This is a genomic window from Pseudomonas sp. S3_A03 (genome assembly GCF_054668275.1).
In genome coordinates this window covers 2,730,067-2,753,722 of the sequence record NZ_CP162753.1, presented here as the reverse complement: position 1 = coordinate 2,753,722, position 23,656 = coordinate 2,730,067, and the positions used below count along the sequence as shown (strand labels likewise).

Genomic DNA, 23,656 nt, shown 5'->3' with positions numbered 1-23,656 from the left:
CGGTGCTTTGGCCCGAACAGGGTAGTAAAACGCAAAAACGTCAGGGGTCAGGGCTTGGCGGGTGCCAGCAACTGGGTAGTAACCAAGGCGGCCAGGGCGTTTTCCTGGGTGCCGAAGCGCTTGAGCAGTACGGCTTGCTTGTCGGCGCTGAGGCGGTTCCATACCTCGACCATCTGCAAGGCAGCATCGAGGACGGCGGTGTCCGGGGTGTCGGGGAGCGTGTCGGTCATGGCGGGTACCTCGGGTGATTCAGGCAGTGTGGAAAGCGCTCAAAGCTGCGCTTTCCACACGGTCTGGTACGGCGTCAGTCCTGGCGTTTGCTGTCGACTGGTTTGGCTTCTTTGGCCTCAGGCTGCTTTGGGCTGGCCTGCTGCGGTGTTGGCTGCTCAGTTTCGTGCAGGCTTGGGAAGGGGAGATTAGGTATCTCGTGCATCGTCGTCGCTCCTCGCAAAGTCTGTTTTTTCAATCGCAGGTGATTCCGCGCTCTCAAAAAGCCTTGGCAGGATACCGCACTGCAAATGACAAAAAGACTTTTATCTCCACCCGGCCTAGAACGGCACTTTGCCCAGAATCATGTCGCGATACATCACAAAATCCCCAGCAAGCTGTAGAACGGGTGCTGAAACGTGGCCGGGCGGTTCTTTTCAAAGAAGAAATGGCCGACCCAGGCAAAGCTGTAGCCGGCGATCGGCAGCGCCAGCAGCAGGCCTAATGAGCCCCGGCCGATGGCATAGGCCAGAATGCCGATCACCAAGGTGGTGCCGATAAAGTGCAGGCGTCGGCAAGTGCTGTTGCCGTGTTCGCGCAGGTAGTACGGGTAAAATTCGGCAAAACTGTTGAATTGCTTGACGTTTTCCACGTGGCCGGCCCTTTGATTGTTGTGCCGCCCAACAGATGTTCGGCGGGGGGATTATTTGAGTCTAGAGTGATCAGTGGTAACAGCCAGTGACATTAAATGCCACTTTAGTATCCTTGACTTCCTGGCTGCCGTTTTGAGCCTGCTTTATTAAGAAGACGCCATGAGCGAACGAACAACTTCTGCAAGCTGGGCGATGGGGATAGTCAAGGCGCTGGAAATGGATGGCCTGGACTGCCGCACTCTGTTCACGCAACTGGGCCTGGATTACGCCGCCCTCAACGACCCCGACGCGCGATTCCCGCAGGATTCCATGACGCGCCTGTGGCAGCGCGCGGTCGAGTTGTCGGGCAACCCGGCGATCGGCCTGAACATGGGCAAGGTGGTGCGTCCGGCGTCGTTTCATGTAGCCGGCTACGCCTTGATGTCCAGTAACACGCTGGCCGAAGGCTTTATGCGACTGGTTCGCTACCAGCGGATCATCGCCGAAAGCGCCGACTTGAGTTTTCGCCTGTTGCCCGAAGGCTATGCGCTGATTCTGACGGTGCATGGCGACCATCTGCCGCCCACCCGGCAAAGCGCCGAAGCCTCGCTGGCCTGCGCATTGGCGCTGTGCGGCTGGCTGACCGGGCGCACCCTGCAACCGCGCAAAGTCATGTTGCAAGGCGAGCAACCGGTGGACCTGGCGCCCTACAAACAGGCATTTCACGCGCCGCTGCAATTCAACGCGGCCTACGACGCATTGATCTTCGAGCGCGCCGACATGGACGCGCCGTTGCCCACGGCCAACGAAGCCATGGCGCTGCTGCATGATCGGTTTGCCGGTGAATACCTGGCGCGTTTTTCCGAAAGCCGCGTGACCCACAAGGCGCGACAGGTTTTGTGCCGGTTGTTGCCTCAGGGCGAACCCAAGCGCGAAGTGGTGGCCCAGACGCTGCATCTGTCCCAGCGCACCTTGCAGCGGCGTTTGCAGGAGGAGGGCACCAGTTTCCAGACCCTGCTCGACGACACCCGCCGCGAACTGGCCGAGCAATACCTGGCGCAGCCAAGCATGACGTTGTTGGAGATCGCCTACCTGTTGGGGTTTGCCGACCCAAGCAACTTCTTTCGCGCGTTTCGCCGCTGGTTCGATACCACGCCCGGCGAGTACCGGGCGCGGTTGTCGACGATCAGTGACGCCAGAACGCCGGGATGCACAGAACAAAGACAGTGATGATTTCCAAGCGGCCCAGCAGCATGCCCAGCGACAGGATCCACTTGGCCGCATCCGGCAGGCTGGCGAAGTTGCCGGCCGGGCCGATGGTTTCGCCAAGCCCCGGGCCTACGCCGGATACGGTACTGGCGGCGCCGGTGAGCGCGGTCATCCAGTCCAGGCCCAGCAGCGATAGGGCCAGGGCGATGGCGCAGATGGTGATGGCGAAGAAAAACGAAAAGGTCAGGATCGAACGCACAATCTCTTCATCCAGACGGTGGCCGTTGTACTTCTGCTTGATGACCGCGCGCGGGTGAATCAGCTGGTTCAAGTTGGCCTTGAGCAGGATATAGGCGACCTGGAAGCGGAAGATCTTGATCCCGCCGGCCGTCGATCCCGAACAACCGCCGATAAAGCCCAGATAGAAGAACAGCATCAGTGAGAAGTTGCCCCACAGGCTGTAGTCCCCGAGTGCAAAACCGGTGGTCGTCACGACGGAGGTCACGTTCAGCGCCACATGGCGCAGGGCTTCCAGCCAATGCAGGTTGGTGGTCCACCAATACCAGGTGCCGAGCACCAGCCAGGTCACCACCAGCAAGCCGAGCAAGCCCTGAACCTGTTGGTCTTTTATCAGTGCCTTGCGGTTGCCACGCAAGGTGGCCACGTACAGGGTGAACGGCAGGCTGCCGAGGATCATCACCACCACCGCCACCCAGTGCACCGCCGGTTGTTTCCAGTGGGCCAGGGACTCGTCGGAGGTGGAAAACCCACCGGTGGAAATCGCCGACATCGCGTGGTTGATCGCATCGAACAAGCCCATGCCGGCCCACCAGAACGCCAGGCTGCCGAGGATGGTGATGCCCACGTAAGCCGCCACGATCAAGCGTGCCACCATGTGCGAACGCGGCATGACCTTTTCCGAGCGGTCCGAGGACTCGGTCTGGAACAGGCGCATGCCACCAATGCGCAGCAGCGGCAGGATCGCCACCGCCATGCCGATAAAGCCGATACCGCCCAGCCAGTGGAGCAACGAGCGCCATATCAGGATGCCCGGCGACATGCTGTCCAGCCCGCTCAATACCGTGGAGCCGGTGGCGGTGATGCCCGACATGCTTTCGAAGAACGAGTCGGTGTAGCTGATGTGCTGGGTCAGCAGAAACGGTAGCGCGGCGAACACGCAGACCACCAGCCAGCTTGTGACGGTCAGCAGGTACATGTCGCGGGGGCGCAGGTTGACGTGTTCGGGGCGGCCGGGGATCACCAGGGCCAGGCCGGCGACAAAGGTAATCATGCTGGCCCAGAGGAACGAGGGCAGGTCGCTGGTGCGTTCGAAAATCACCAGGGTCGCCATGGGCACGACCATGGCGATCGCGAGGGTGATCAGGAAGATGCCGATGATGAAACCGATGATACGTAGGGTCGGCAACGCCATGAAGTTCGCTCGATATAGGGCAGAGGCGCCATTCTACCTGGGGTGTGGGGCATGTAAACCGGGCCCTCCACATGGGTTTGCCGGTGGTGGTACTACTGTGGACAACAGGCATGAAAAAGGCGACCCGAAGGTCGCCTCGTTCAACGCACCACTGATCAGAACTCGTGATCAGCGCTGTCGGGGTTCAGGTCGCTGATGCCCAGCTTGCCTGCCGCGGCTTCGATCGAACCGGTCTGCTTGACCAGCGAGGCGATGGCGTCGCGCACGATCTGGTTGCCCGCGTCGTTGCCGGCCGCGATCAACTGGTCGTAGTGCTCACCCTTGTTGGCGTGGTCAACCATGACCTGGATCTTCGCTTCGGTCGCGGCCAGGTCGGCCTTCAACGCGGTGTCGGCGGCTGGGTCCACCTTGGCCACCAGGGACGACAGGCTGGCGCCGGTCAGTTTGGTGCCGTCAACACGGGTGTACTCGCCCAGGTAGACGTTGCGGATGCCCTTGGCGTCATAGAAGTGCGAGTAGTGGGTGTTGTCGCTGAAGCAGTCCTGCTCATCTTCCGGCGAGTTGGCTTCCAGGGACACTTTCATACGCTCGCCGGCCAGCTCGCCCAGGGACAGGCTGCCCATGCCGAACAGCATCTTGCGCAGGCCGTCGGTGGCAGGTTCTGCCTCCAGGGTGGCGCGGTAGTTATCGTCAACCTTGGGTTTCCAGTTGCCGACCATTTCTTGCAGGTCGCTGACCAGCAGTTGGGTCACGGCGCGCAGGTAGGTACGACGACGCTCGTTGTGACCGCCAGTGGCGCCGTCGCCGGTCAGGTAGTCCGACGCGGGACGGTTGCCGGCGCCTGGGCCGGTACCGTTCAGGTCCTGGCCCCAGAGCAGGAATTCGATGGCGTGGTAGCCAGTGGCGACGTTGGCCTCGGAACCGCCCAGCTCGTTGAGGCTGGCGAGTTTTTCCGGGGTGATTTCCTTCACGTCGACCTTGTCTTCGCCGACCTGGACTTGAGTGTTGGCGATGATGTTGGCGGTGGCGCCTGGGTTACCCAGGGCGTGCTCGTAGGATTTGTCGACGTAGTCGATCAGGCCTTCGTCCAGGGGCCAGGCGTTCACCTGACCTTCCCAGTCATCAATGATGGTGTTGCCGAAGCGGAATACTTCGCTCTGCAGGTAAGGCACGCGCGCGGCAACCCAGGCAGCACGGGCGGCCTTGAGGGTTTCGTCGTTCGGCTTGGCGAGGAAGGCGTCGATGGCGGTCTGCAGGGTTTTCGCAGTGGCTTCGGCGTCGCTGTACACCGCGAACACCATGTCGGCGTAATGCGCGACCACGGCTTTGGCGGCGGCTTCGTCGACCTGGCCGGCAGGAGTGGCAGCCGCTGGAGCGGTAGTGCTGGCAGCCGGGGTCGGCGCCTGGTTGGCTGCGGGCTTGTCTTTACCTTCGCCGCAACCGGCGAGAGAAATGGCAATAGCCAGCAGACTGGCGGTGGCCAGGGGCATACGAATCATGGCGAACATCCTGCTTCGGTTGTTGATGGGACGCGCGGGGGAGCGCAAAAACTGCGACATAATGCGAAAGATTTGCATTTTGTGTAAAGGGGTACACGCGGGAAATATTCAGTATCGTATTGCCGCGTCAGAGAATGGCCGCGTTATTGCGCTCGGCCTGCTTCAAAAAAGCCGCCAGCTCGCGTGCCTGCAAGGGTTTGCTGTAGTAGTAGCCCTGACCTTCGTGGCAGCCCTCGGAAATGACGTAAGCCTCCTGTTCCGCAGTTTCCACGCCTTCGGCGATCACCTGCATGCCCAGGCTTTTACCCAGTTGGATAATGGCGCGCACGATGGTCGCATCGTCGTCATCGTCCAACAGGTCCTGGACGAAGCTCTTGTCGATCTTGATCTTGTCCAGCGGCAGGCTCTTGAGGTAGCTCAGGGACGAGTAGCCGGTGCCGAAGTCATCGATGGCGATCAACGCACCGGAGCGGCGCAGGCTCAACAGGTGCTGGGCGGCGGTGCTGATGTCTTCCATCAGGCCGGTCTCGGTGACTTCCAGCTCCAGGCTGCGCGGCGGCAGGCGGTAGATCTGCATCAGGTTGTTGACCACCCTCGGCAATTCGGAGTGGTGCAACTGCACGGTGGACAGGTTGACCGCCATGCGCAGGGCGGTGAAGCCCTGGTCGTGCCATTCGCGCAATTGGCGGCAGGCCTGGTCCAGCACCCATTCACCGATCGCAATAATGGTGCCGTTCTGCTCGGCCAGTGGGATGAACAGGTCCGGCGGTACCAGCCCATGCTCCGGGTGCTGCCAGCGAATCAGCGCTTCCACGCCCACCACGTGCTGATCGCGGTAGCTGATCTGCGGTTGGTACACCAAGTGAAACTGGTCGCGGCTCAACGCGTCGCGCAGGTCTTTCTCCAGTTCGCGGCGGCGGCGCATTTCGCTGTCGACGCTGGCGATATAGAACTGATAGCGGTTGCGCGAACGGCTCTTGGCCAGGGTCATGGTCTGTTCGGCCTTTTGCAGCAGCTTTTCGGTGCTGTCGCCGTCTTCGGGGAACAGGGTGATGCCGATAGTGGCGCGCAGACGGATCTGCTCGTGGTCGAGGGCGAATTCCGCTTCCAGGTCGTCGAGGATGCTTTGCGCCAGCTCGGCGGCTTCGTAAGGTTGGTCGATGTCGGCCTGCACCAGGGCGAACTGGTCGCCGCCCAGACGCGCGAGGGTCCCAAGGCGGCCACTATGGGCACGCAAGCGGTCGGCCAGGGCCAGCAGCAATTTGTCGCCGGCCTGGTAGGTGAACTGCTCGTTGATGCTTTTAAAGTCATCCAACCCTACACATAACACCGCCACCCGGCGTTGCCGGCGACCGGCATCGATCAGGATCTTGTCCAGTTGCTCCTGCAGCTTCTGGCGGTTGGGCAGACCGGTCAGGAAATCGTACTGGGCCATGCGCAACAGGCTGCTTTCGGCTTCGTGGCGCAGGTGGGTGTTGCGTTCGATGGATTCCAGCAACTGGTTGGCGGTGTTGATCCACAGCCCCAACTCGTTGTGCTCGTGCCCCTTGAGTTGCGGGATCTTATGCTCGCTGGGCCGATCCGGATTGATGGAGGTCAGGTGTTCGATTATCCGCGACAACGGTTTGGTCAGCAGCCAGTGATACACCAGGTACAGCACCAGGCCCATGGCCAGCGCGCGTAACACGCCGGAAATAAAGATGACCACCGAGCTGACAATAAAACCCTTGCCGTAGGTGGCGGTGTCGAGGGTCAGGCTCAGGTCGCCGTAATACTCGCTGTACGGGCCTTTGCCAACCAATGCAGTGGTGAAGGTGCGTTCCTGGCCAAGAATCAGGTCGGTCAGCCAGCGGCTGGGGGACTGCTGCAACGCGCGGCTTTTTTCCGCCAGCATGGTCTCGTTGGGATGGCCGATGGAGGCCATGCGCACGGCCTCGTCCTGAAACAGCCCTTCGATCACCTGCATGCCCATTTCGCGGTCCAGGCTGTAGACGGCCTGGGTCGAAGGGTCGCGAAACATGTCGAGGATGCGCTGGGCATCGCCGGCTACGGCCTGGCGTGTCTTATAAGCATCGAACACGATCTGCGCCACGCTCAGCGCCACGCCAACGATCAATGCCGAGAGCAGCACCACCCTTAGCAACTTCACCGACAAGCTGTTTTTGAGTTCCAGCTTCAAGGGGCATTCCTTGTCTCATGCGGGTGGCCTTCAATATGCCATGAGTATTGGCAATCTGATGGCGGCCGTCAAAGGAACATTGGGGCGTGGGGTAACGGGAAGCGGTCGAATGCAGGTGGGGCAGGAAGAGGGCGGATAAAATCCGCCGCTCTCTGGTGTGGCGCGGGGCCCAAAGGGCGCGAACCTTTTGGCTATCCCGCCTGGCGGGACCCGCTGTTTTATGCGTTGTAACTGATCTGAACAGTGTTGCTCTGGTGCGTATCGGCGCCGATTTTGCCTGGGTCCTGATTGGCGCTGGTGCTTTTTGCGTCCACGATCTTCCCGAGCACATCCAAGCCTTTGCCCAGCAAATCCAGGCCTTGGCCGACGACTGGCATCACTGATGACAATGCCGACATACCCATCGATAACGGATCCATTGCGGAGTCTCCTACATGAACTGAGAGAGGTATTTCTCTCGTCGTCTGGGTGGCGAATTCGTTTCAGTGAGTTCCACACTTCCTGCACGGCGTGCATTTTTCAAGCGCCCACAAAAAAAGCCCGGCGATCGCCGGGCTCTTTCTACTGCACGCGTTGTTTAGGCAGTGAAGGTCTTGCCTTCGAACTGCTCAGCCACGAACTTCCAGTTGACCAGGTTCCAGAACGCTTCCACATACTTGGGACGCACGTTGCGGTAGTCGATGTAGTAGGCGTGTTCCCATACGTCGCAGGTCAGCAGCGGGGTGTCGCCGTTGGTCAGCGGGTTGCCGGCGCCGATGGTGCTGGCCAGGGCCAGGGAACCGTCAGCTTTTTTCACCAGCCAGCCCCAACCGGAACCGAAGGTGCCGACGGACGTCTTGGTGAATTCTTCCTTGAACTTGTCGAACGAACCGAACGCTGCGTTGATAGCTTCAGCCAGTGCGCCGGTAGGTTGGCCACCGGCGTTTGGCGCCAGGCAGTTCCAGTAGAAGGTGTGGTTCCAGACCTGAGCGGCGTTGTTGAAGATACCGCCCGAAGAGGATTTAACGATCTCTTCCAGGGTCTTGCCTTCGAACTCGGTGCCTGGCACCAGGTTGTTCAGGTTCACGACATAGGTGTTGTGGTGCTTGTCGTGGTGGTACTCCAAGGTTTCCTTGGAGATGTGCGGCTGCAGGGCATCGTGTGCGTAGGGCAGCGGCGGCAATTCGAAAGCCATGATAATTCTCCTAATCAGGTCAGTTGCGGTGAGCGCAAGGCCGATCACGGGCGGCCAAACAAGCGCCGGGGAGTTTGTACTCTTTGCGGCGCAGGGGCAGGATCATAGCACCGGGGGTGCGGCAAAACCACGCAACAACTGTGTGGGATAGAGGTTCCAGAGCCTTTTGGAATAAGTTCAAGGCGCGCTTATTAACTGATAGGCCACGCTGAACATCATCAAGGCCACCAACAGATCCAGCAGCCGCCAGGTCGCCGGGCGTGCGAGCCAGGGCGCCAGCCATGCCGCGCCGAGTGCCAGCGTGGCGAACCACAGGAACGACGCGCTGGCCGCCCCCGCCACGTAAGCGCCCGGTTCGGTTTGTTGCGCGCCCAGGGAGCCGATCAGCAGCACGGTGTCCAGGTAGACATGGGGGTTGAGCAGGGTCACCGCCAGGGCACTGAGCAGCACGGCGCGCAATGAGCGGGTCTTGAGACTGGCGCCCTGGTCCAGGCTCTGTTTCGAACACGCCCTGCGTAGCGCGCACGTGCCGTACCACAACAGGAATGCCGCACCGCCCCAACGCGCCACGGCCAACAGTATCGGGCTCTGCGCCAGCACCGTCGCCAAGCCGAAAACCCCGGCAGCCACCAGCACGGCATCACAGATCACACACAGGGCAGCGACGGGCAGGTGATGCTCGCGGCGCAGGCTCTGAGCCAGGACAAACGCATTTTGCGTACCGATTGCCATGATCAGGCCAAGGGCCACCAGCAGTCCGTTCATATAGCTTTGCCACATAAATAAAGATCCTCAAGGCGATGCTGGTCATTCTCGGGGTCGAGGCTGTATAAGAAAAACCAATATTGCTGATCGCTCATTAGAGAAACTGATGTTCGACTATAAATTACTGTCTGCCCTCGCGGCCGTAGTGGAACAGGCTGGCTTCGAGCGCGGCGCCCAGGTGCTGGGGCTGTCGCAATCGGCGATCTCCCAGCGCATCAAGTTGCTGGAGGCGCGCGTCGGCCAGCCGGTGCTGGTGCGGGCCACGCCGCCGACGCCCACCGATATCGGCCGACGCCTGCTCAATCACGTGCAACAGGTGCGCTTGCTGGAACGTGACCTGCAAAGCCAGGTGCCGGCGCTGGATGAAGAGGGCATGCCCGAACGCCTGCGCATCGCCCTCAACGCCGACAGCCTGGCGACGTGGTGGGCCGAGGCGGTCAGCGAATTTTGCGCCGAGCAACATCTGTTGCTCGACTTGGTTGTTGAAGACCAGGCCGTCAGCCTCAAGCGGATGCGCGCCGGTGAAGTGGCGGCCTGCATTTGCGCCAGCGAACGCCCGGTAGCCGGAGCCCGCAGCCTGCTGCTCGGCGCCATGCGCTACCGCGCATTGGCCAGCCCGGCCTTTATTACCCGGCATTTCCCGCAAGGCGTGCGCGCCGATCAACTGGCGCGCACGCCCGCGCTGGTGTTTGGCCCGGACGATTTCCTGCAGCATCGCTACCTGGCATCCCTCGGGGTGGACGGTGGTTTCGAGCATCATTTATGCCCATCGTCCGAAGGCTTTATCCGGCTCACGGAGGCCGGGCTGGGCTGGGGGCTGGTGCCGGAATTGCAGGTGCGCCACCAGTTGGAAAAGGGCGTGTTAGTGGAGTTATTGCCCGATAAACCGATCGATGTGCCGTTGTACTGGCATCATTGGCGCAGCGGCGGGCAATTGTTGGGCCTGTTGACCGACCATCTGGCCCAGGCGTGTGGTCAATGGTTGGTGCCGTTGGACTGACAGCGGGCGTCAAGGCAACAGCAATGAAAAACGAAAGAACACGGGGTAACACATGAAGATTCTGGTCACCGGCGCAAGCGGCTTCATTGGCGGGCGCTTTGCGCGTTTCGCCCTGGAGCAGGGCCTGGACGTGCGGGTTAACGGGCGCCGCGCCGAGGGCGTGGAGCACCTGGTACGGCGCGGTGCCGAGTTTATCCAGGGTGACCTCAATGATGCCGACCTGGTGCGCGACCTGTGCCGCGATGTCGAAGCGGTGGTGCACTGCGCCGGTGCCGTGGGGCTGTGGGGGCGTTACCAGGATTTTCACCAGGGCAACGTGCTGGTCACCGAAAACGTCGTCGAGGCCTGCCTGAAACAGCGGGTTGGGCGCCTGGTACACCTGTCGTCGCCGTCGATCTATTTTGATGGTCGCGACCATCTGGGCCTGACTGAAGAACAAGTGCCCAAGCGCTTCAAGCATCCCTATGCGGCCACCAAGTACCTGGCTGAGCAGAAAGTGTTCGGTGCCCAGGAGTTCGGCCTTGAAGTGCTGGCCCTGCGCCCACGTTTTGTTACCGGCGCCGGCGATATGAGCATCTTCCCGCGCCTGCTTAAAATGCAGCGCAAGAACCGCCTGGCGATTGTCGGCGACGGTCTGAACAAGGTCGACTTCACCAGCATCCACAACCTCAATGAAGCACTGCTCAGCAGCTTGCTGGCCCCTGGCTCGGCGCTGGGCAGGGCCTACAACATCAGCAACGGCGCGCCGGTGCCGGTGTGGGATGTGGTGAACTACGTGATGCGCCAAATGGAGTTACCCCAGGTGACCCGTTATCGATCCTACGGCTTGTCCTACAGCGTGGCGGCGTTGAACGAAGCTTTCTGCGCCCTGTGGCCGGGGCGACCGGAGCCGGCGTTATCGCGCCTGGGCATGCAAGTCATGAACAAAGATTTCACCCTCGACATCAGCCGGGCCAGGCATTATCTGGACTACGAGCCCAAGGTCAGCCTGTGGGCCGCCCTCGACGAGTTCTGCGGTTGGTGGAAAGCCCAGGACCCGGGTGGCAAGTAAGGTCACACCAGGCAACACATCGGGAACCGAATGGGTGGTTCCCGGTCGATCAGTGCGATGGGACTGCGGTTTATACTCCCGTCGCCTGGCGTTCCCGCCAGCCATTTCAGCGATTCAGGGTTGATTCATGCGTAACGATGCCAACGACGACTTCGACAACGTTCCCAGCCTGCGGGCCGATCCAGGGGATGACGATGATTTCGAACCTTCCCCGGCCACTTCGGTGCGTTCGCGCAACACACCGGTAGTCAAGGTCAAGAGTGCCAGCACCGGCCCGTTGTGGGCATTGATCGGCGCGCTGCTGATCGCCTTTGCCGGCTTGGCCTGGTGGAGTTTCCAGCAGATCTCCCTGATGGGCCAGCAGTTGGTTGCCACCCAGGAAAGCTTTGCACGCATCAGCGAAGAAGCGGCGGGGCGCCTGCAGGACATTTCCGGCAGGGTCGTCGCCAGCCAAGCCAGCGTGAATAACGGCAGCGAAGCGCTGAAGTCGCAGATCAAACAGTTGGAAAGCCAGTTGCAGGAGCAGGGCAAGCAGCAACTCGGCGTCGCCGGCCAGGCCACCGAACTGGACAAGCGCCTGGCGCAAATGACCGCCAGCACCGCCGACCTCTCCACTGCCAACAGCAAGTTGCAAGGCCAGGTACAAGCCCTGACCGACGCCGTGGCCAGCCTCAAGGCCGCGCAAGGCGATGCCGGCAAGCGCGATGCCGAGATAAAGGAACTGGTGGCCGACGTTGCCGCCCTGAAGAAACAAGGCAACCCGAGCGCGGCCATTGCCCGCCTGGAGCAGGACCTTGTAGTGCTTAAAAGCGCACAGGACGCCCAGCCGGCCAACAGCGATGCACCCACCAATAAAGAGTTCGACGTCTTCCGCATCCAGACCACGCGCAATATCACCACCTTGCAGAGCCAGGTGCAGAACCTGCAACAGCAGCTCAATACGCCGGCGAAGATCACCCCGCAGGCTCAATGACTAAAGCTGGCCAAAATGTGGGAGGGGGTTGCTCCCACATTTGGATCATTGTCGTGAGTTGAATCACGCTCGCTTGTAGCATTGTCACTGCTTGGTGACATTTATGATCCCCTTCGTTACTTGCCCCTCTCACGCCCTTGTTTAGACTCCCGTCACCCCACAAAAAACAATAAGGGCCACCCATGACCACGCAACCACTGCCTGCCAGCAGTTGGCTGAATGCACCTGCCCATCACGCCTGGCTTGCCGCCGAAGGCCAGCGCCTGCTGTCATTCGCCAAGTCGTCCCGTCTGCCAGACGGGTTCGGCAACCTGGACGATAAAGGCCGCCTTGCGGCCAGTGCCCGCGCCGAAACCATGAACACCGCCCGCATGACCCACAGTTTCGCCATGGCCCATGCCATGGGGCTGCCGGGGTATGCCGAATGGGTTGAACACGGTGTGGCGGTCCTGCGTGGCCCTTTGCGCGATAGCGAGCACGGCGGTTGGTTCGCCGCGCCACACGCCCAGGATGGCAACACTGGCAAGGCGGCCTACCTGCATGCGTTCGTCGCCCTGGCGGCCAGCTCTGCGGTGGTGGCGGGGGCTCCCGGTGCGCAAACCCTGCTCAATGACGCCATTCACATCATCGACCAGTTCTTCTGGAGCGAGGAGGAGGGCGCGATGCTCGAATCGTTTGCCCAAGACTGGAGCGGTATCGAAGCCTATCGCGGCGCCAACAGCAATATGCACGCCACCGAAGCCTTTCTGGCGCTGGCGGATGTCACGGGTGACACGCGGTGGCTCGACCGCGCGTTGCGCATCGTTGAGCGGGTGATCCACCGTCATGCCGCCGACAACCAATTCATGGTGATCGAGCATTTCGACAGCCGCTGGCAACCCGTGCACGGTTACAACGAAGACAACCCCGCCGACGGCTTCCGCCCTTATGGCATCACCCCTGGCCACGGTTTCGAGTGGGCGCGCCTGGTGCTGCATCTGGAGGCTGCGCGCCTGCAGGCCGGCCTGGTCACGCCGGATTGGCTGGTCAGCGATGCCAAGGGGCTTTTCGCCAGTGCCTGCGAATACGCCTGGAACGTGGACGGCGCCCCCGGCATCGTCTACACCCTGGACTGGCAGCATCGGCCGGTGGTGCGCGAGCGCCTGCATTGGACCCACGCCGAGGCCAGCGCCGCGGCCCAGGCCCTGCTCAAGCGTACCGGTGAGCTTCACTATGAAACCTGGTACCGACGCTTCTGGGAGTTTTGCGAGACCCATTTCATCGATCGGCACCACGGCAGCTGGCACCACGAACTCAGCCCGCACAACCAGCCCAGCTGCAACATCTGGGGTGGCAAGCCGGACCTGTACCATGCCTGGCAAGCGGTAGTGCTGCCTGCACTGCCTTTGGCACCTAGCATGGCCAGCGCTTTAGGCGCTGGACGCTATGTCACCAGGTGGTGACATTTGTGCATCCCTTTGTTACCTGCGCTCAAAAAAACCATGTTTAAACTCCGTGCAGCGCAAGCTCCAGACTTGCATGCATAACAACAAGAAAAGGTATTCAGATGAACGCGATTAATCGCCTCGCCGTAGCTATTTCCGTTGTCTCGTTGTTCCCCCTCAGTGCATTTGCCGCCGACTCCAAAGGGACGGTTGAAGTTGTGCATTGGTGGACCTCGGGTGGCGAAAAAGCGGCTGTAGATGTCCTGAAGGCCCAAGTTGAGAAAGACGGCTTCACCTGGAAAGACGGTGCCGTCGCAGGTGGCGGCGGCGCCACGGCCATGACCGTGCTCAAAAGCCGCGCGGTCGCCGGCAACCCGCCAGGCGTGGCCCAGATCAAAGGCCCCGACATCCAGGAATGGGCGTCCACTGGCCTGCTCGACACCGACGTCCTGAAAGACGTGGCCAAAGAAGAAAAATGGGATTCCCTGCTCGACAAGAAAGTCTCCGACACCGTGAAGTACGAAGGTGACTACGTGGCCGTGCCGGTGAACATCCACCGCGTGAACTGGCTGTGGATCAACCCGGAAGTCTTCAAGAAAGCCGGCATCACCAAGAACCCCACCACCCTTGAAGAATTCTACGCAGCCGGCGACAAGCTGAAGAAAGCGGGCTTCATCGCGCTCGCCCACGGTGGCCAGCCATGGCAGGACAGTACTGTGTTCGAAGCGGTGGTTCTGTCGGTGATGGGCGCTGATGGCTACAAAAAAGCCCTGGTCGACCTGGATAACGGCGCTCTGACCGGTCCGGAAATGGTCAAGGCCCTCACTGAGCTGAAGAAAGTCGCGACCTACATGGACGTCGACGGCAAAGGCCAGGACTGGAACCTCGAAGCGGGCAAGGTCATCAACGGCAAGGCCGGCATGCAGATCATGGGTGACTGGGCCAAGTCCGAATGGACCGCCGCCAAGAAAGTCGCGGGCAAGGACTACGAGTGCGTAGCGTTCCCTGGCACCGACAAAGCCTTCACCTACAACATCGACTCCCTGGCGGTGTTCAAGCAGAAAGACAAAGGCACGGCTGCCGGTCAGCAGGACATCGCCAAAGTCGTGCTGGGTGAGAACTTCCAGAAAGTGTTCAGCATCAACAAGGGCTCGATCCCTGTGCGCAACGACATGCTGAACAAAATGGATTCCTACGGCTTTGACTCCTGTGCCCAGACCGCCGCCAAGGACTTCCTGGCAGACGCCAAGACCGGTGGCCTGCAGCCGAGCATGGCGCACAACATGGCCACCACCCTGGCTGTGCAAGGTGCGTTCTTTGACGTCGTGACCAACTACATCAACGACCCGAAAGCCGACCCGGCCGACACTGCCAAGAAACTGGGCGCTGCGATCAAGTCCGCCAAGTAACACCGTTGTAGGAACCCGGCTTTTGGAGTGAGGGAGCAAGCTCGCTCACCCCACAAGCCGGCCCCTGCAAGCTGTAGTCCTTTTTCTCTGTATTGGATTTTCCCATGAGTTCTGTTGCTGTGTTCAGCAAAGCCTCGCCGTTCGATGCACTGCAGCGCTGGCTACCCAAACTGGTGCTGGCGCCCAGCATGTTCATCGTGTTGGTGGGCTTCTACGGCTACATCCTGTGGACGTTCGTGTTGTCGTTCACCACCTCCACATTCCTGCCGAGTTACAAATGGGCCGGTCTTGCGCAATACGAGCGGTTGTTCGACAACGATCGCTGGTGGGTGGCGAGCAAGAACCTGGCGCTGTTTGGCGGCATGTTCATCGGCATCACCCTGGTGATCGGCGTGACGCTGGCGATTTTCCTCGACCAGAAAATCCGCCGCGAAGGCTTTATCCGCACCATCTACCTGTACCCGATGGCGCTCTCGATGATCGTCACCGGTACCGCCTGGAAATGGCTGCTCAACCCGGGCATGGGCCTGGACAAACTCCTGCGTGACTGGGGCTGGGAAGGTTTCCGCCTGGACTGGCTGATCGATCCGGACCGCGTCGTTTACTGCCTGGTGATCGCTGCTGTCTGGCAAGCCTCGGGCTTTATCATGGCGATGTTCCTCGCCGGCCTGCGCGGTGTTGATCAATCGATCATCCGTGCGGCCCAGATCGATGGCGCGAGCCTGCCGCGCATCTACTGGAGCGTGGTGCTGCCCAGCCTGCGTCCGGTGTTCTTCAGTGCGGTGATGATCCTGGCGCACATCGCCATCAAGAGCTTCGACCTGGTGGCGGCGATGACCGCCGGTGGCCCGGGCTACTCGTCCGACCTGCCTGCTATGTTCATGTACTCGTTCACCTTCAGCCGTGGCCAGATGGGCATGGGTTCGGCCAGTGCAATCCTGATGCTCGGTGCGATCCTCGCGATCATCGTGCCTTACCTCTACTCCGAGCTGAGGACCAAACGTAATGACTAGTCTCGCCTCCAAACCCGCCATCAGCCTGAGTCGCATCGCGATCTACGCGGTGCTGATTCTCGCGGTGCTGCTGTACCTGGTGCCGCTGGTGGTGATGTTGCTCACCAGCTTCAAGACCCCGGAAGACATCACCACCGGCAACCTGCTGAGCTGGCCGACCGTAGTCACCGGCATTGGCTGGATCAAGGCCTGGGATACGGTGGATGGTTACTTCTGGAACTCGATCAAGATCACCGTTCCGGCCGTGCTCATCTCCACCGCCATCGGTGCGCTGAATGGCTACGTGCTGTCGTTCTGGCGTTTCCGCGGTTCGCAGTTGTTCTTCGGCTTGCTGCTGTTCGGCTGCTTCCTGCCGTTCCAGACCGTACTGCTGCCGGCGTCGTTCACCCTCGGCAAGATGGGCCTGGCCAGCACCACCACGGGCCTGGTGTTTGTGCACGTGGTCTACGGCCTGGCGTTTACCACGCTGTTCTTCCGTAACTACTACGTGAGCATTCCGGACGCGCTGATCAAGGCCGCACGCCTGGACGGTGCGGGCTTTTTCACCATCTTCCGTCAGATCATTCTGCCGATGTCGACCCCGATCATCATGGTCTGCCTGATCTGGCAGTTCACCCAGATCTGGAACGACTTCCTGTTCGGCGTGGTGTTCTCCAGCGGCGACTCCCAGCCCATCACAGTGGCGCTGAACAACCTGGTCAACACCAGCACCGGGGCCAAGGAATATAACGTGGATATGGCGGCGGCGATGATCGCCGGGCTGCCGACCCTGCTGGTCTATGTGATCGCAGGCAAGTATTTCGTGCGCGGCCTCACAGCCGGCGCGGTCAAGGGGTAATCATGGCTACGCTTGAACTTCGCAATGTAAACAAGACCTATGGCGCCGGCCTGCCCGACACCTTGAAGAACATCGAACTGTCGATCAAGGAAGGCGAATTCCTGATCCTGGTCGGCCCGTCGGGCTGTGGTAAATCCACGCTGATGAACTGCATCGCCGGCCTGGAAACCATCACCGGTGGCGCGATCATGATCGGCGACCAGGACGTGAGCGGCATGAGCCCCAAGGATCGTGACATCGCCATGGTGTTCCAGTCCTACGCGCTGTACCCGACCATGAGCGTGCGCGAGAACATCGAGTTCGGCCTCAAGATCCGCAAGATGCCGCAAGCCGACATCGATGCCGAAGTGGCGCGCGTGGCCAAGCTGCTGCAGATCGAGCACCTGCTCAATCGCAAGCCGGGCCAGCTGTCTGGTGGTCAGCAACAGCGTGTGGCCATGGGCCGTGCGTTGGCGCGTCGCCCGAAGATCTACCTGTTCGACGAACCGCTGTCCAACCTCGACGCCAAGCTGCGCGTCGAGATGCGCACCGAAATGAAGCTGATGCACCAGCGCCTCAAGACCACCACGGTTTATGTGACCCACGACCAGATCGAGGCGATGACCCTGGGCGACAAAGTGGCGGTGATGAAGGACGGCATCATCCAACAATTCGGCACGCCGAAAGAAATTTACAACGACCCTGCTAACCTATTTGTGGCAAGCTTTATCGGTTCACCACCCATGAACTTCGTTCCCATGCGCCTAAAACGCAAAGACGGTCATTTGGTTGCGCTGCTCGACAGCGGCCAGGCCCGTTGCGAATTGCCGCTGAGCATGAACGACACGGGCCTGGAAGACCGCGATGTGATCCTGGGCCTGCGCCCGGAGCAAATCGTGCTGGCGACGGGGGAAGGCAATGGGTCGTCGAGCATTCGTGCCGAAGTCCAGGTCACCGAGCCCACCGGCCCGGACACCCTGGTGTTCGTGCAGCTCAATGACACCAAGGTGTGCTGCCGTCTTGCACCGGACGTAGCACCCCAAGTGGGGGAGACGCTGACCCTGCAATTCGACCCGGCCAAGGTCTTGTTGTTCGACGCCAACACCGGCGAGCGGCTGGGCACCGCTTCTTCATTGCCCGCACAGGGGCATGCCGACAATGTGGCCCAATTCAAGGGTCGCTGAAGCAGGTAACGTATTGTTTTAATTGAAAAAAATGTAACCCGCGTTAGATAAAAACAGTTTAATAACAATAAAGACGAGGATGTAGGGATGAAAAAGCAACACAACAACACCCGGCTGATCTGCCAATTGTCAGCGGCAGCAGCCCTGGTATTGTCCGCCAATGCGATGGCGGCCGATGCATTCAGCGCCGATTCCAAGTGGATGACCGGCGATTGGGGCGGCGAACGTACCAAGCTGATCGAGCAAGGTATCGACATCAAGGCTGACTACGTAGGGGAGATGGGCTACAACGCCCACGGTGGCTTCAACGACGACAAGACCGGTCGCTACTCCGACCAGTTCGGTCTGGGCGTGGCACTGGACCTGCAAAAACTGTGGGGCTGGGACAACACCCAAGCCAAGATCCAGTTCACCAACCGTAATGGCCAGAACATTTCCAACGACCGCATTGGCGACCCGCGTGCCGGCACGCTGAGCTCGTCCATGGAAGTCTACGGTCGTGGCCACATGGTGCGTCTGACCCAGTTCTGGATCCAGCACCAGATGTTCGACAACAAACTGGATGTGAAACTCGGTTACTTCGGTGAAGGCGAAGACTTCAACACCTTCCCGTGCGACTTCCAGAACCTGTCGTTCTGCGGCTCCCAGGTCGGTAACTACGTGAACACCTGGTACAACTGGCCGGTCAGCCAGGCGGCGATCCGCGTGAAGTACAACATCACGCCAGAGCTGTATGCGCAAATCGGTGCCTACAACCAGAACCCATCGCAGCTTGAACACGGCAACGGCTTCAAGCTCAGCGGCAGCGGCACCAAGGGCACCGTGATTCCGGTGGAATTGGTCTGGTCGCCGAAGGTTAATAACCTGCCGGGCGAATACCGTGTGGGTTACTACAAGAGCGCGGCCGATGCTCCGGATGTACGTGAAGACGTCAACGGCGGCAATGCTGTCCTCACTGGCGCAGACTTCCGTACCCGCAGCAGCAAGAAAGGCTACTGGTTCGTTGCCCAACAGCAACTCACCACGCATAACGGCGACGCTTCCCGTGGTCTGAACATCGCGGCCAACGCGACCTTCCACGACAAGGAAACCAACCTGGTCGACAACTATCAGTCGCTCATGCTGGTGTACAAAGGCCCATTCGATGCGCGTCCAAAAGACGACGTCGGCATTGGCGCCGCGCGCCTGCACGTCAACAACGACGTGAAGAAAAACGCCGAACTGCTCAATGCCGCCAATGGTGTCAGCGATTACGACAACCCGTTGTACACGCCGATCCGCGAAACCGAATACAACTTCGAAATCAACTACGGCTTCCACGTTACCAACTGGCTGACCGTGCGTCCCAACCTGCAGTACGTCGTGCAACCTGGCGGCGTGGATAAAGTCGACAACGCGTTGGTGGCTGGCCTGAAAATCCAGTCTACGTTCTAACGCTGTTGCGATAAGCTCCTTCTCTCTGTGCGCATTTTGCGGGTAGCCATGGCTATCCGCTTTTTTTGGGTGGCACTGTGAAGATATTCAGGACCGTGGCACATGCATGAGCAACCGCTGCAACGCTTTTTCAAATCCCTGCGCGAGCGTCCGGTGTTTGCCTGGGAGCGCTTTCAGATGCGCGACGTGTTGGTGATCGACCATCCGCTGTGCCAGGCGGTGTTCAGTCGTCAGGGCGCGCAACTGCTGCATTTTCAGCCCCGTGGCCAGAAACCATGGCTGTGGTGCGCGGCCAAGTGGCCGCAAGTCGGCGCCATACGGGGTGGCGTGCCGGTGTGCTGGCCGTGGTATGGCCGCCACCCCAGCGAGAATGCCTGGCCGTCCCATGGTTGGGCGCGCTTGATCGACTGGAAACTGCTCGACAGCAGCACCGACGACGAAGGCGTGCGCCTGCACTGGCAATTGCAGCTGTGCGATTGGCAGGTGGACTTGCATGCGCACCTGGGCGAAACCCTGGAGCTGCGCCTGAGCACCGAGCATCAGGACGAGTTGCCGTGCCAGTTGAGCCATGCTTTGCACGCTTACTGGCGTATTGGTCACGTCGACGAGATAGCGCTGTCTGGGCTCGACGGCGCTCAAGGTTATGACCAGCTCAATCGTCAGGCTTGCCAGCAGGAAGGCGAATTGCGGGTGGACGGTGGGTGCCAGCGGGTATTCCAGCATGAGGGTGAGTTACACCTCAAGGACCACGCCTGGCAGCGCGAACTGTGTATCGACACCGGTGACAGCGCTGACACCGTGGTATGGCATCCTGGCAGCCGGCCGCTGTTGGGCGTCAGTTTCAACGAGGCGTCGGGGTTTGTGTGCGTGGAGTCGGCGATGGCCGGTGCCAGTTTGGCGCCGGGGGAGAGGGCGCACCTGAGTTTGCAGGCGAGAGCGGGGGTTTAGCGGTGCGACGATTCGACTTGCCCCCGATAGGGCCAGTGAAGCCAACACACAGGCCGGCTTAGTTGAACTCATCCCCAACCGGATACCGGCTGTCATTCAAACTCTCTTTGATCTTGCGCAAATGCGGCTGGAAATCCACCCCGCGACGCAAGGTCATGCCGGTGGCCAGCACGTCCAGTACCGTCAGCTGGATGATCCGCGAAGTCATCGGCATGTAGATGTCGGTGTCTTCCGGCAACGGAATATTCAGGCTCACTGTACTGGCCTTGGCCAGCGGCGAGTTCTCGGCGGTCACGCCCAGCACGGAGGCACCGTTTTCGCGGGCGATACGGGCTACTTCCACCAGTTCACGCGTACGCCCGGTGTAGGAAATAATCACGAACAGCTCGCCGGTATGCGCCACCGACGCGATCATGCGCTGCATCAGCACGTCGGCATGGGCGGTGACCGACAGGTTGAAGCGGAAGAATTTGTGCAAGGCATCCATCGCCACCGGGGCTGAAGCGCCCAGGCCGAAGAAGTGGATCTGCCGCGCCTGGATCAACAGGTCCACAGCCTTGCTGATAAGGGCGGGGTCCAGCGCCTGGCAGGCACTGTCCAGGGAGGCGATGGCGCTGCCGAAGATCTTCTGGGTATAGGCCTCAGGGTTATCATCGGCCTCCACGGCGCGGCTGACATAGGCCGCGCCACTGGCCAGGCTTTGCGCCAGTTGCAATTTGAGTTCAGGGTAACCGCTGACGCCGAACGAACGGCAGAAACGGTTGACCGTCGGTTCACTGACCGACGCGGCTTGGGCGAGAGCGGCGATAGAGAAGCGGGTCGCCTGCTGCGGGTTGAGCAGGATGACCTCGGCGACTTTTTTCTCGGCCTTGTTCAATTCTTCGAGGCGGTTCCGGATCTGTTCCAGAAGATTTCGCACGCGGTCCATTCAGTCTTTCCTTCGGGCGACGATGCAAATAAAGGGCGGCAGCCAATCGACGAGTGGCTTTTCGCGGTGGCCTATCCTACTGAGGGTAGCTGAACACCACCACTCGGAATGCGCATTTCGGCAAAATGTTGTGGTTATTACTACATTTTTCCTTGAGTGATACCTTGAAAAAAGGTATTTGTAGCTTAACTTGATAAAAGAACAAACATCATGCCTTTGATAACCGTAGAACCCTGCACCTTTGCCCTGTTTGGCGCCTTGGGTGATCTGGCGCTGCGCAAGTTATTTCCTGCCCTCTATCAACTCGATGGCGCCGGGCTGCTGCACGACGATACGCGCATCCTGGCCCTGGCCCGTGAAGCCGGCTCCGAGCAACAGCACCTGGCCCATATCGAAAAAGAACTGCGCAAATACGTCGGCAAAGAACTGGAAGAGACCATCGCCCAGCGGTTCCTGGCGCGCCTGACCTACGTACACGTCGACTTCATGAAGGCCGACGATTATGTGGCCTTGGCCGAAATAGCCGGCACCGAGCAATGCCTGATCGCCTACTTCGCCACGCCAGCGGCGGTGTACGGGGCGATTCTGCGAGAACCTGTCCAAGGTCGGCCTGGCGCAAAACACCCGCGTCGTGCTGGAAAAGCCCATCGGTTCGGACCTGGAGTCCTCGCGCAAGGTCAACGACGCCGTGGCGCAGTTCTTTGCGGAGAACCGCACCTACCGCATCGACCACTACCTTGGCAAAGAGACCGTCCAGAACCTCATTGCCCTGCGGTTCGCCAATAGCCTGTTCGAAACCCAGTGGAACCAGAACTACATTTCCCACGTGGAAATCACCGTGGCCGAGCAGGTCGGTATCGAAGGCCGTTGGGGTTATTTCGACAAGGCCGGCCAACTGCGCGACATGATCCAGAACCACCTGCTGCAACTGCTTTGCCTGATTGCCATGGACCCGCCGGCCGACTTGTCCGCCGACAGTATCCGTGACGAGAAGGTCAAGGTGCTCAAGGCCCTGGCGCCCATAAGCCCGGATGGCCTGACCACCCAGGTGGTACGCGGCCAGTACATCGCCGGCTACAGCGCCGGCAAACCGGTGCCGGGTTACCTGGAAGAAGAGAATTCCAATACCCAGAGCGACACCGAAACCTTCGTCGCGCTGCGGGCCGATATCCGTAACTGGCGTTGGGCCGGGGTGCCGTTCTACCTGCGTACCGGCAAACGCATGCCGCAAAAACTGTCGCAGATCGTTATCCACTTCAAGGAACCGTCCCACTACATCTTCGCCCCCGAGCAGCGCTTGCAGATCAGCAACAAACTGATCATTCGCCTGCAGCCGGATGAAGGTATCTCCTTGCGTGTAATGACCAAGGAACAGGGCCTGGACAAGGGCATGCAACTGCGCAGCGGCCCACTGCAACTGAATTTTTCCGACACTTATCGCAGCGCGCGCATCCCCGATGCGTACGAGCGTTTGCTGTTGGAAGTGATGCGCGGTAATCAGAACCTGTTTGTTCGCAAAGATGAAATCGAAGCCGCGTGGAAATGGTGTGACCAGTTGATCGCCGGGTGGAAGAAATCCGGTGACGCGCCCAAGCCGTATGCGGCGGGGTCTTGGGGGCCGATGAGCTCCATTGCACTGATCACGCGGGATGGGAGGTCGTGGTATGGCGATATCTGAATTGAAACTGCCTCAGGGCGTAACGGCCCATGAGTACCGTTCGCCGGTGCTGCTGGCGGAGGGCCTGGCTAATGACGTGGCCGAGCAATTGCGCGTGGCCATCAGCGCCCGTGGCGAAGCGACCCTGGTGGTGTCCGGTGGCCGCAGCCCCGTGGCGTTTTTCCAGAACCTGGCCAAGCAAGGCCTGGACTGGTCAAAGGTCACCATTACCCTGGCCGATGAACGCTGGGTGCCGGTGGAGCACGCCGACAGCAATGCCGGTTTGTTGAAGCAGCACCTGTTGCAAGGCCCGGCGGCCAAGGCCAGGTTTTTGAGCTTGTACAGCGCGACGCCAACCCTTGAAGACGCTGCCGAGCAGGCCGATCGCCTGCTGGCCGAACTGCCGGCCATTGATGTGCTGGTGCTGGGCATGGGCGACGACGGCCACACCGCTTCGCTGTTTCCCAACAGCCCGAACCTCGCCGAAGCGCTGAAGGCCGACGGTACCCGCCGTTGCTGGCCGATGCTGGCGCCGACCGTGCCGCATCAGCGCCTGACCATGAGTCGCGCGTTGCTGGCCACGGCCAATTACACCGTGCTGTCGATTTCCGGCAGTTCGAAGTTGACCACCTTGAGCGCGGCCCTGGCCAGTGACGATGTTGCGGCCATGCCGATTCGCGCGTTTTTGCAACCTACATTAGAGATTTACTGGTGCCCATGA

At 60.5% G+C, this 23,656-nt stretch carries 20 protein-coding genes and 2 pseudogenes; 13 read left to right on the top strand and 9 right to left on the bottom strand.

Annotated elements, in window-relative coordinates:
* Positions 1-47: 47 nt before the first annotated feature.
* Both AB4O25_RS12525 and AB4O25_RS12520 read right to left on the bottom strand, forming a co-directional pair.
* A complete protein-coding gene (locus AB4O25_RS12525; protein ID WP_017529166.1) occupies positions 48-230 on the bottom strand; it encodes a hypothetical protein in 183 nt (60 codons plus the stop codon).
* Between the two features lie 318 nt (positions 231-548).
* Positions 549-859 (bottom strand): annotated as a pseudogene (locus AB4O25_RS12520) (Mpo1-like protein).
* 160 nt (positions 860-1,019) lie between these two features.
* Between AB4O25_RS12520 and AB4O25_RS12515 the strand changes: the two are divergent.
* Positions 1,020-2,069: an AraC family transcriptional regulator gene (locus AB4O25_RS12515; RefSeq protein ID WP_065876691.1), complete on the top strand. Its 1,050-nt coding sequence runs from the start codon at positions 1,020-1,022 to the stop codon at positions 2,067-2,069.
* On the opposite strand, the gene AB4O25_RS12510 is transcribed toward AB4O25_RS12515, so the two are convergent.
* The 6 genes from AB4O25_RS12510 to AB4O25_RS12485 all read right to left on the bottom strand — a co-directional run bounded on the left by AB4O25_RS12510 (position 2,026) and on the right by AB4O25_RS12485 (position 9,112).
* Positions 2,026-3,480 carry a TrkH family potassium uptake protein gene (locus AB4O25_RS12510; RefSeq protein ID WP_017529162.1) on the bottom strand — a complete coding sequence of 485 codons (1,455 nt, stop codon included), beginning with the start codon at positions 3,478-3,480 and terminating at the stop codon, positions 2,026-2,028. The two genes, AB4O25_RS12515 and AB4O25_RS12510, sit on opposite strands and share 44 nt — an antisense overlap.
* 155 nt (positions 3,481-3,635) lie before the next feature.
* Complete coding sequence (locus tag AB4O25_RS12505) at positions 3,636-4,979, bottom strand: imelysin family protein (protein WP_017529161.1); 1,344 nt, start codon at positions 4,977-4,979, stop codon at positions 3,636-3,638.
* Between the two features lie 127 nt (positions 4,980-5,106).
* On the bottom strand, positions 5,107-7,158 hold the full coding sequence (locus AB4O25_RS12500; RefSeq protein ID WP_017529160.1) for a putative bifunctional diguanylate cyclase/phosphodiesterase: 2,052 nt from the start codon (positions 7,156-7,158) through the stop codon (positions 5,107-5,109).
* 218 nt (positions 7,159-7,376) lie between these two features.
* Positions 7,377-7,577: a hypothetical protein gene (locus AB4O25_RS12495; RefSeq protein WP_017529159.1), complete on the bottom strand. Its 201-nt coding sequence runs from the start codon at positions 7,575-7,577 to the stop codon at positions 7,377-7,379.
* A gap of 158 nt (positions 7,578-7,735) precedes the next feature.
* Positions 7,736-8,332 (bottom strand): superoxide dismutase, encoded by a 597-nt coding sequence (locus AB4O25_RS12490; RefSeq protein ID WP_003175739.1) that lies wholly within the window; start codon positions 8,330-8,332, stop codon positions 7,736-7,738.
* Positions 8,333-8,509: 177 nt separating this feature from the next.
* Complete coding sequence (locus AB4O25_RS12485) at positions 8,510-9,112, bottom strand: LysE/ArgO family amino acid transporter (protein WP_135196403.1); 603 nt, start codon at positions 9,110-9,112, stop codon at positions 8,510-8,512.
* 91 nt (positions 9,113-9,203) lie between these two features.
* Between AB4O25_RS12485 and AB4O25_RS12480 the strand changes: the two genes are divergently transcribed.
* From AB4O25_RS12480 to AB4O25_RS12435, 10 genes are all read left to right on the top strand, one after another.
* Positions 9,204-10,097: a LysR family transcriptional regulator ArgP gene (locus AB4O25_RS12480; RefSeq protein WP_017529157.1), complete on the top strand. Its 894-nt coding sequence runs from the start codon at positions 9,204-9,206 to the stop codon at positions 10,095-10,097.
* Between the two features lie 52 nt (positions 10,098-10,149).
* Positions 10,150-11,148: an NAD-dependent epimerase/dehydratase family protein gene (locus AB4O25_RS12475; protein WP_017529156.1), complete on the top strand. Its 999-nt coding sequence runs from the start codon at positions 10,150-10,152 to the stop codon at positions 11,146-11,148.
* A gap of 127 nt (positions 11,149-11,275) precedes the next feature.
* The gene (locus AB4O25_RS12470) at positions 11,276-12,121 is read left to right on the top strand and encodes an ATPase (RefSeq protein WP_065876693.1); all 846 of its coding nucleotides are present in this window, start codon (positions 11,276-11,278) and stop codon (positions 12,119-12,121) included.
* 182 nt (positions 12,122-12,303) lie between these two features.
* Positions 12,304-13,563, top strand: coding sequence for a D-mannose isomerase (locus AB4O25_RS12465; RefSeq protein ID WP_460150899.1), 1,260 nt, complete (start codon positions 12,304-12,306; stop codon positions 13,561-13,563).
* 104 nt (positions 13,564-13,667) lie between these two features.
* Positions 13,668-14,954: an ABC transporter substrate-binding protein gene (locus tag AB4O25_RS12460; RefSeq protein WP_460150898.1), complete on the top strand. Its 1,287-nt coding sequence runs from the start codon at positions 13,668-13,670 to the stop codon at positions 14,952-14,954.
* A 104-nt stretch (positions 14,955-15,058) separates the two neighbouring features.
* A complete protein-coding gene (locus AB4O25_RS12455) occupies positions 15,059-15,967 on the top strand; it encodes a carbohydrate ABC transporter permease (protein WP_003175732.1) in 909 nt (302 codons plus the stop codon).
* The gene (locus AB4O25_RS12450) at positions 15,960-16,805 is read left to right on the top strand and encodes a carbohydrate ABC transporter permease (RefSeq protein ID WP_003175731.1); all 846 of its coding nucleotides are present in this window, start codon (positions 15,960-15,962) and stop codon (positions 16,803-16,805) included. The genes AB4O25_RS12455 and AB4O25_RS12450 overlap by 8 nt, the downstream gene beginning before the upstream one ends.
* A gap of 2 nt (positions 16,806-16,807) precedes the next feature.
* Complete coding sequence (locus AB4O25_RS12445) at positions 16,808-17,968, top strand: ABC transporter ATP-binding protein (RefSeq protein ID WP_003175730.1); 1,161 nt, start codon at positions 16,808-16,810, stop codon at positions 17,966-17,968.
* A gap of 87 nt (positions 17,969-18,055) precedes the next feature.
* Complete coding sequence (locus AB4O25_RS12440; protein WP_017529152.1) at positions 18,056-19,402, top strand: carbohydrate porin; 1,347 nt, start codon at positions 18,056-18,058, stop codon at positions 19,400-19,402.
* 102 nt (positions 19,403-19,504) lie between these two features.
* Positions 19,505-20,350 (top strand): D-hexose-6-phosphate mutarotase, encoded by an 846-nt coding sequence (locus AB4O25_RS12435; RefSeq protein WP_065876696.1) that lies wholly within the window; start codon positions 19,505-19,507, stop codon positions 20,348-20,350.
* Between the two features lie 58 nt (positions 20,351-20,408).
* On the opposite strand, the gene AB4O25_RS12430 is transcribed toward AB4O25_RS12435, so the two are convergent.
* Complete coding sequence (locus tag AB4O25_RS12430; RefSeq protein ID WP_169875662.1) at positions 20,409-21,269, bottom strand: MurR/RpiR family transcriptional regulator; 861 nt, start codon at positions 21,267-21,269, stop codon at positions 20,409-20,411.
* Positions 21,270-21,488: 219 nt separating this feature from the next.
* On the opposite strand from AB4O25_RS12430, the pseudogene zwf reads away from it, so the two are divergent.
* Positions 21,489-22,956 (top strand): annotated as a pseudogene (zwf, locus tag AB4O25_RS12425) (glucose-6-phosphate dehydrogenase).
* A complete protein-coding gene (gene pgl, locus AB4O25_RS12420; RefSeq protein ID WP_065876698.1) occupies positions 22,943-23,656 on the top strand; it encodes a 6-phosphogluconolactonase in 714 nt (237 codons plus the stop codon). Before zwf ends, pgl begins: the two are co-directional and overlap by 14 nt.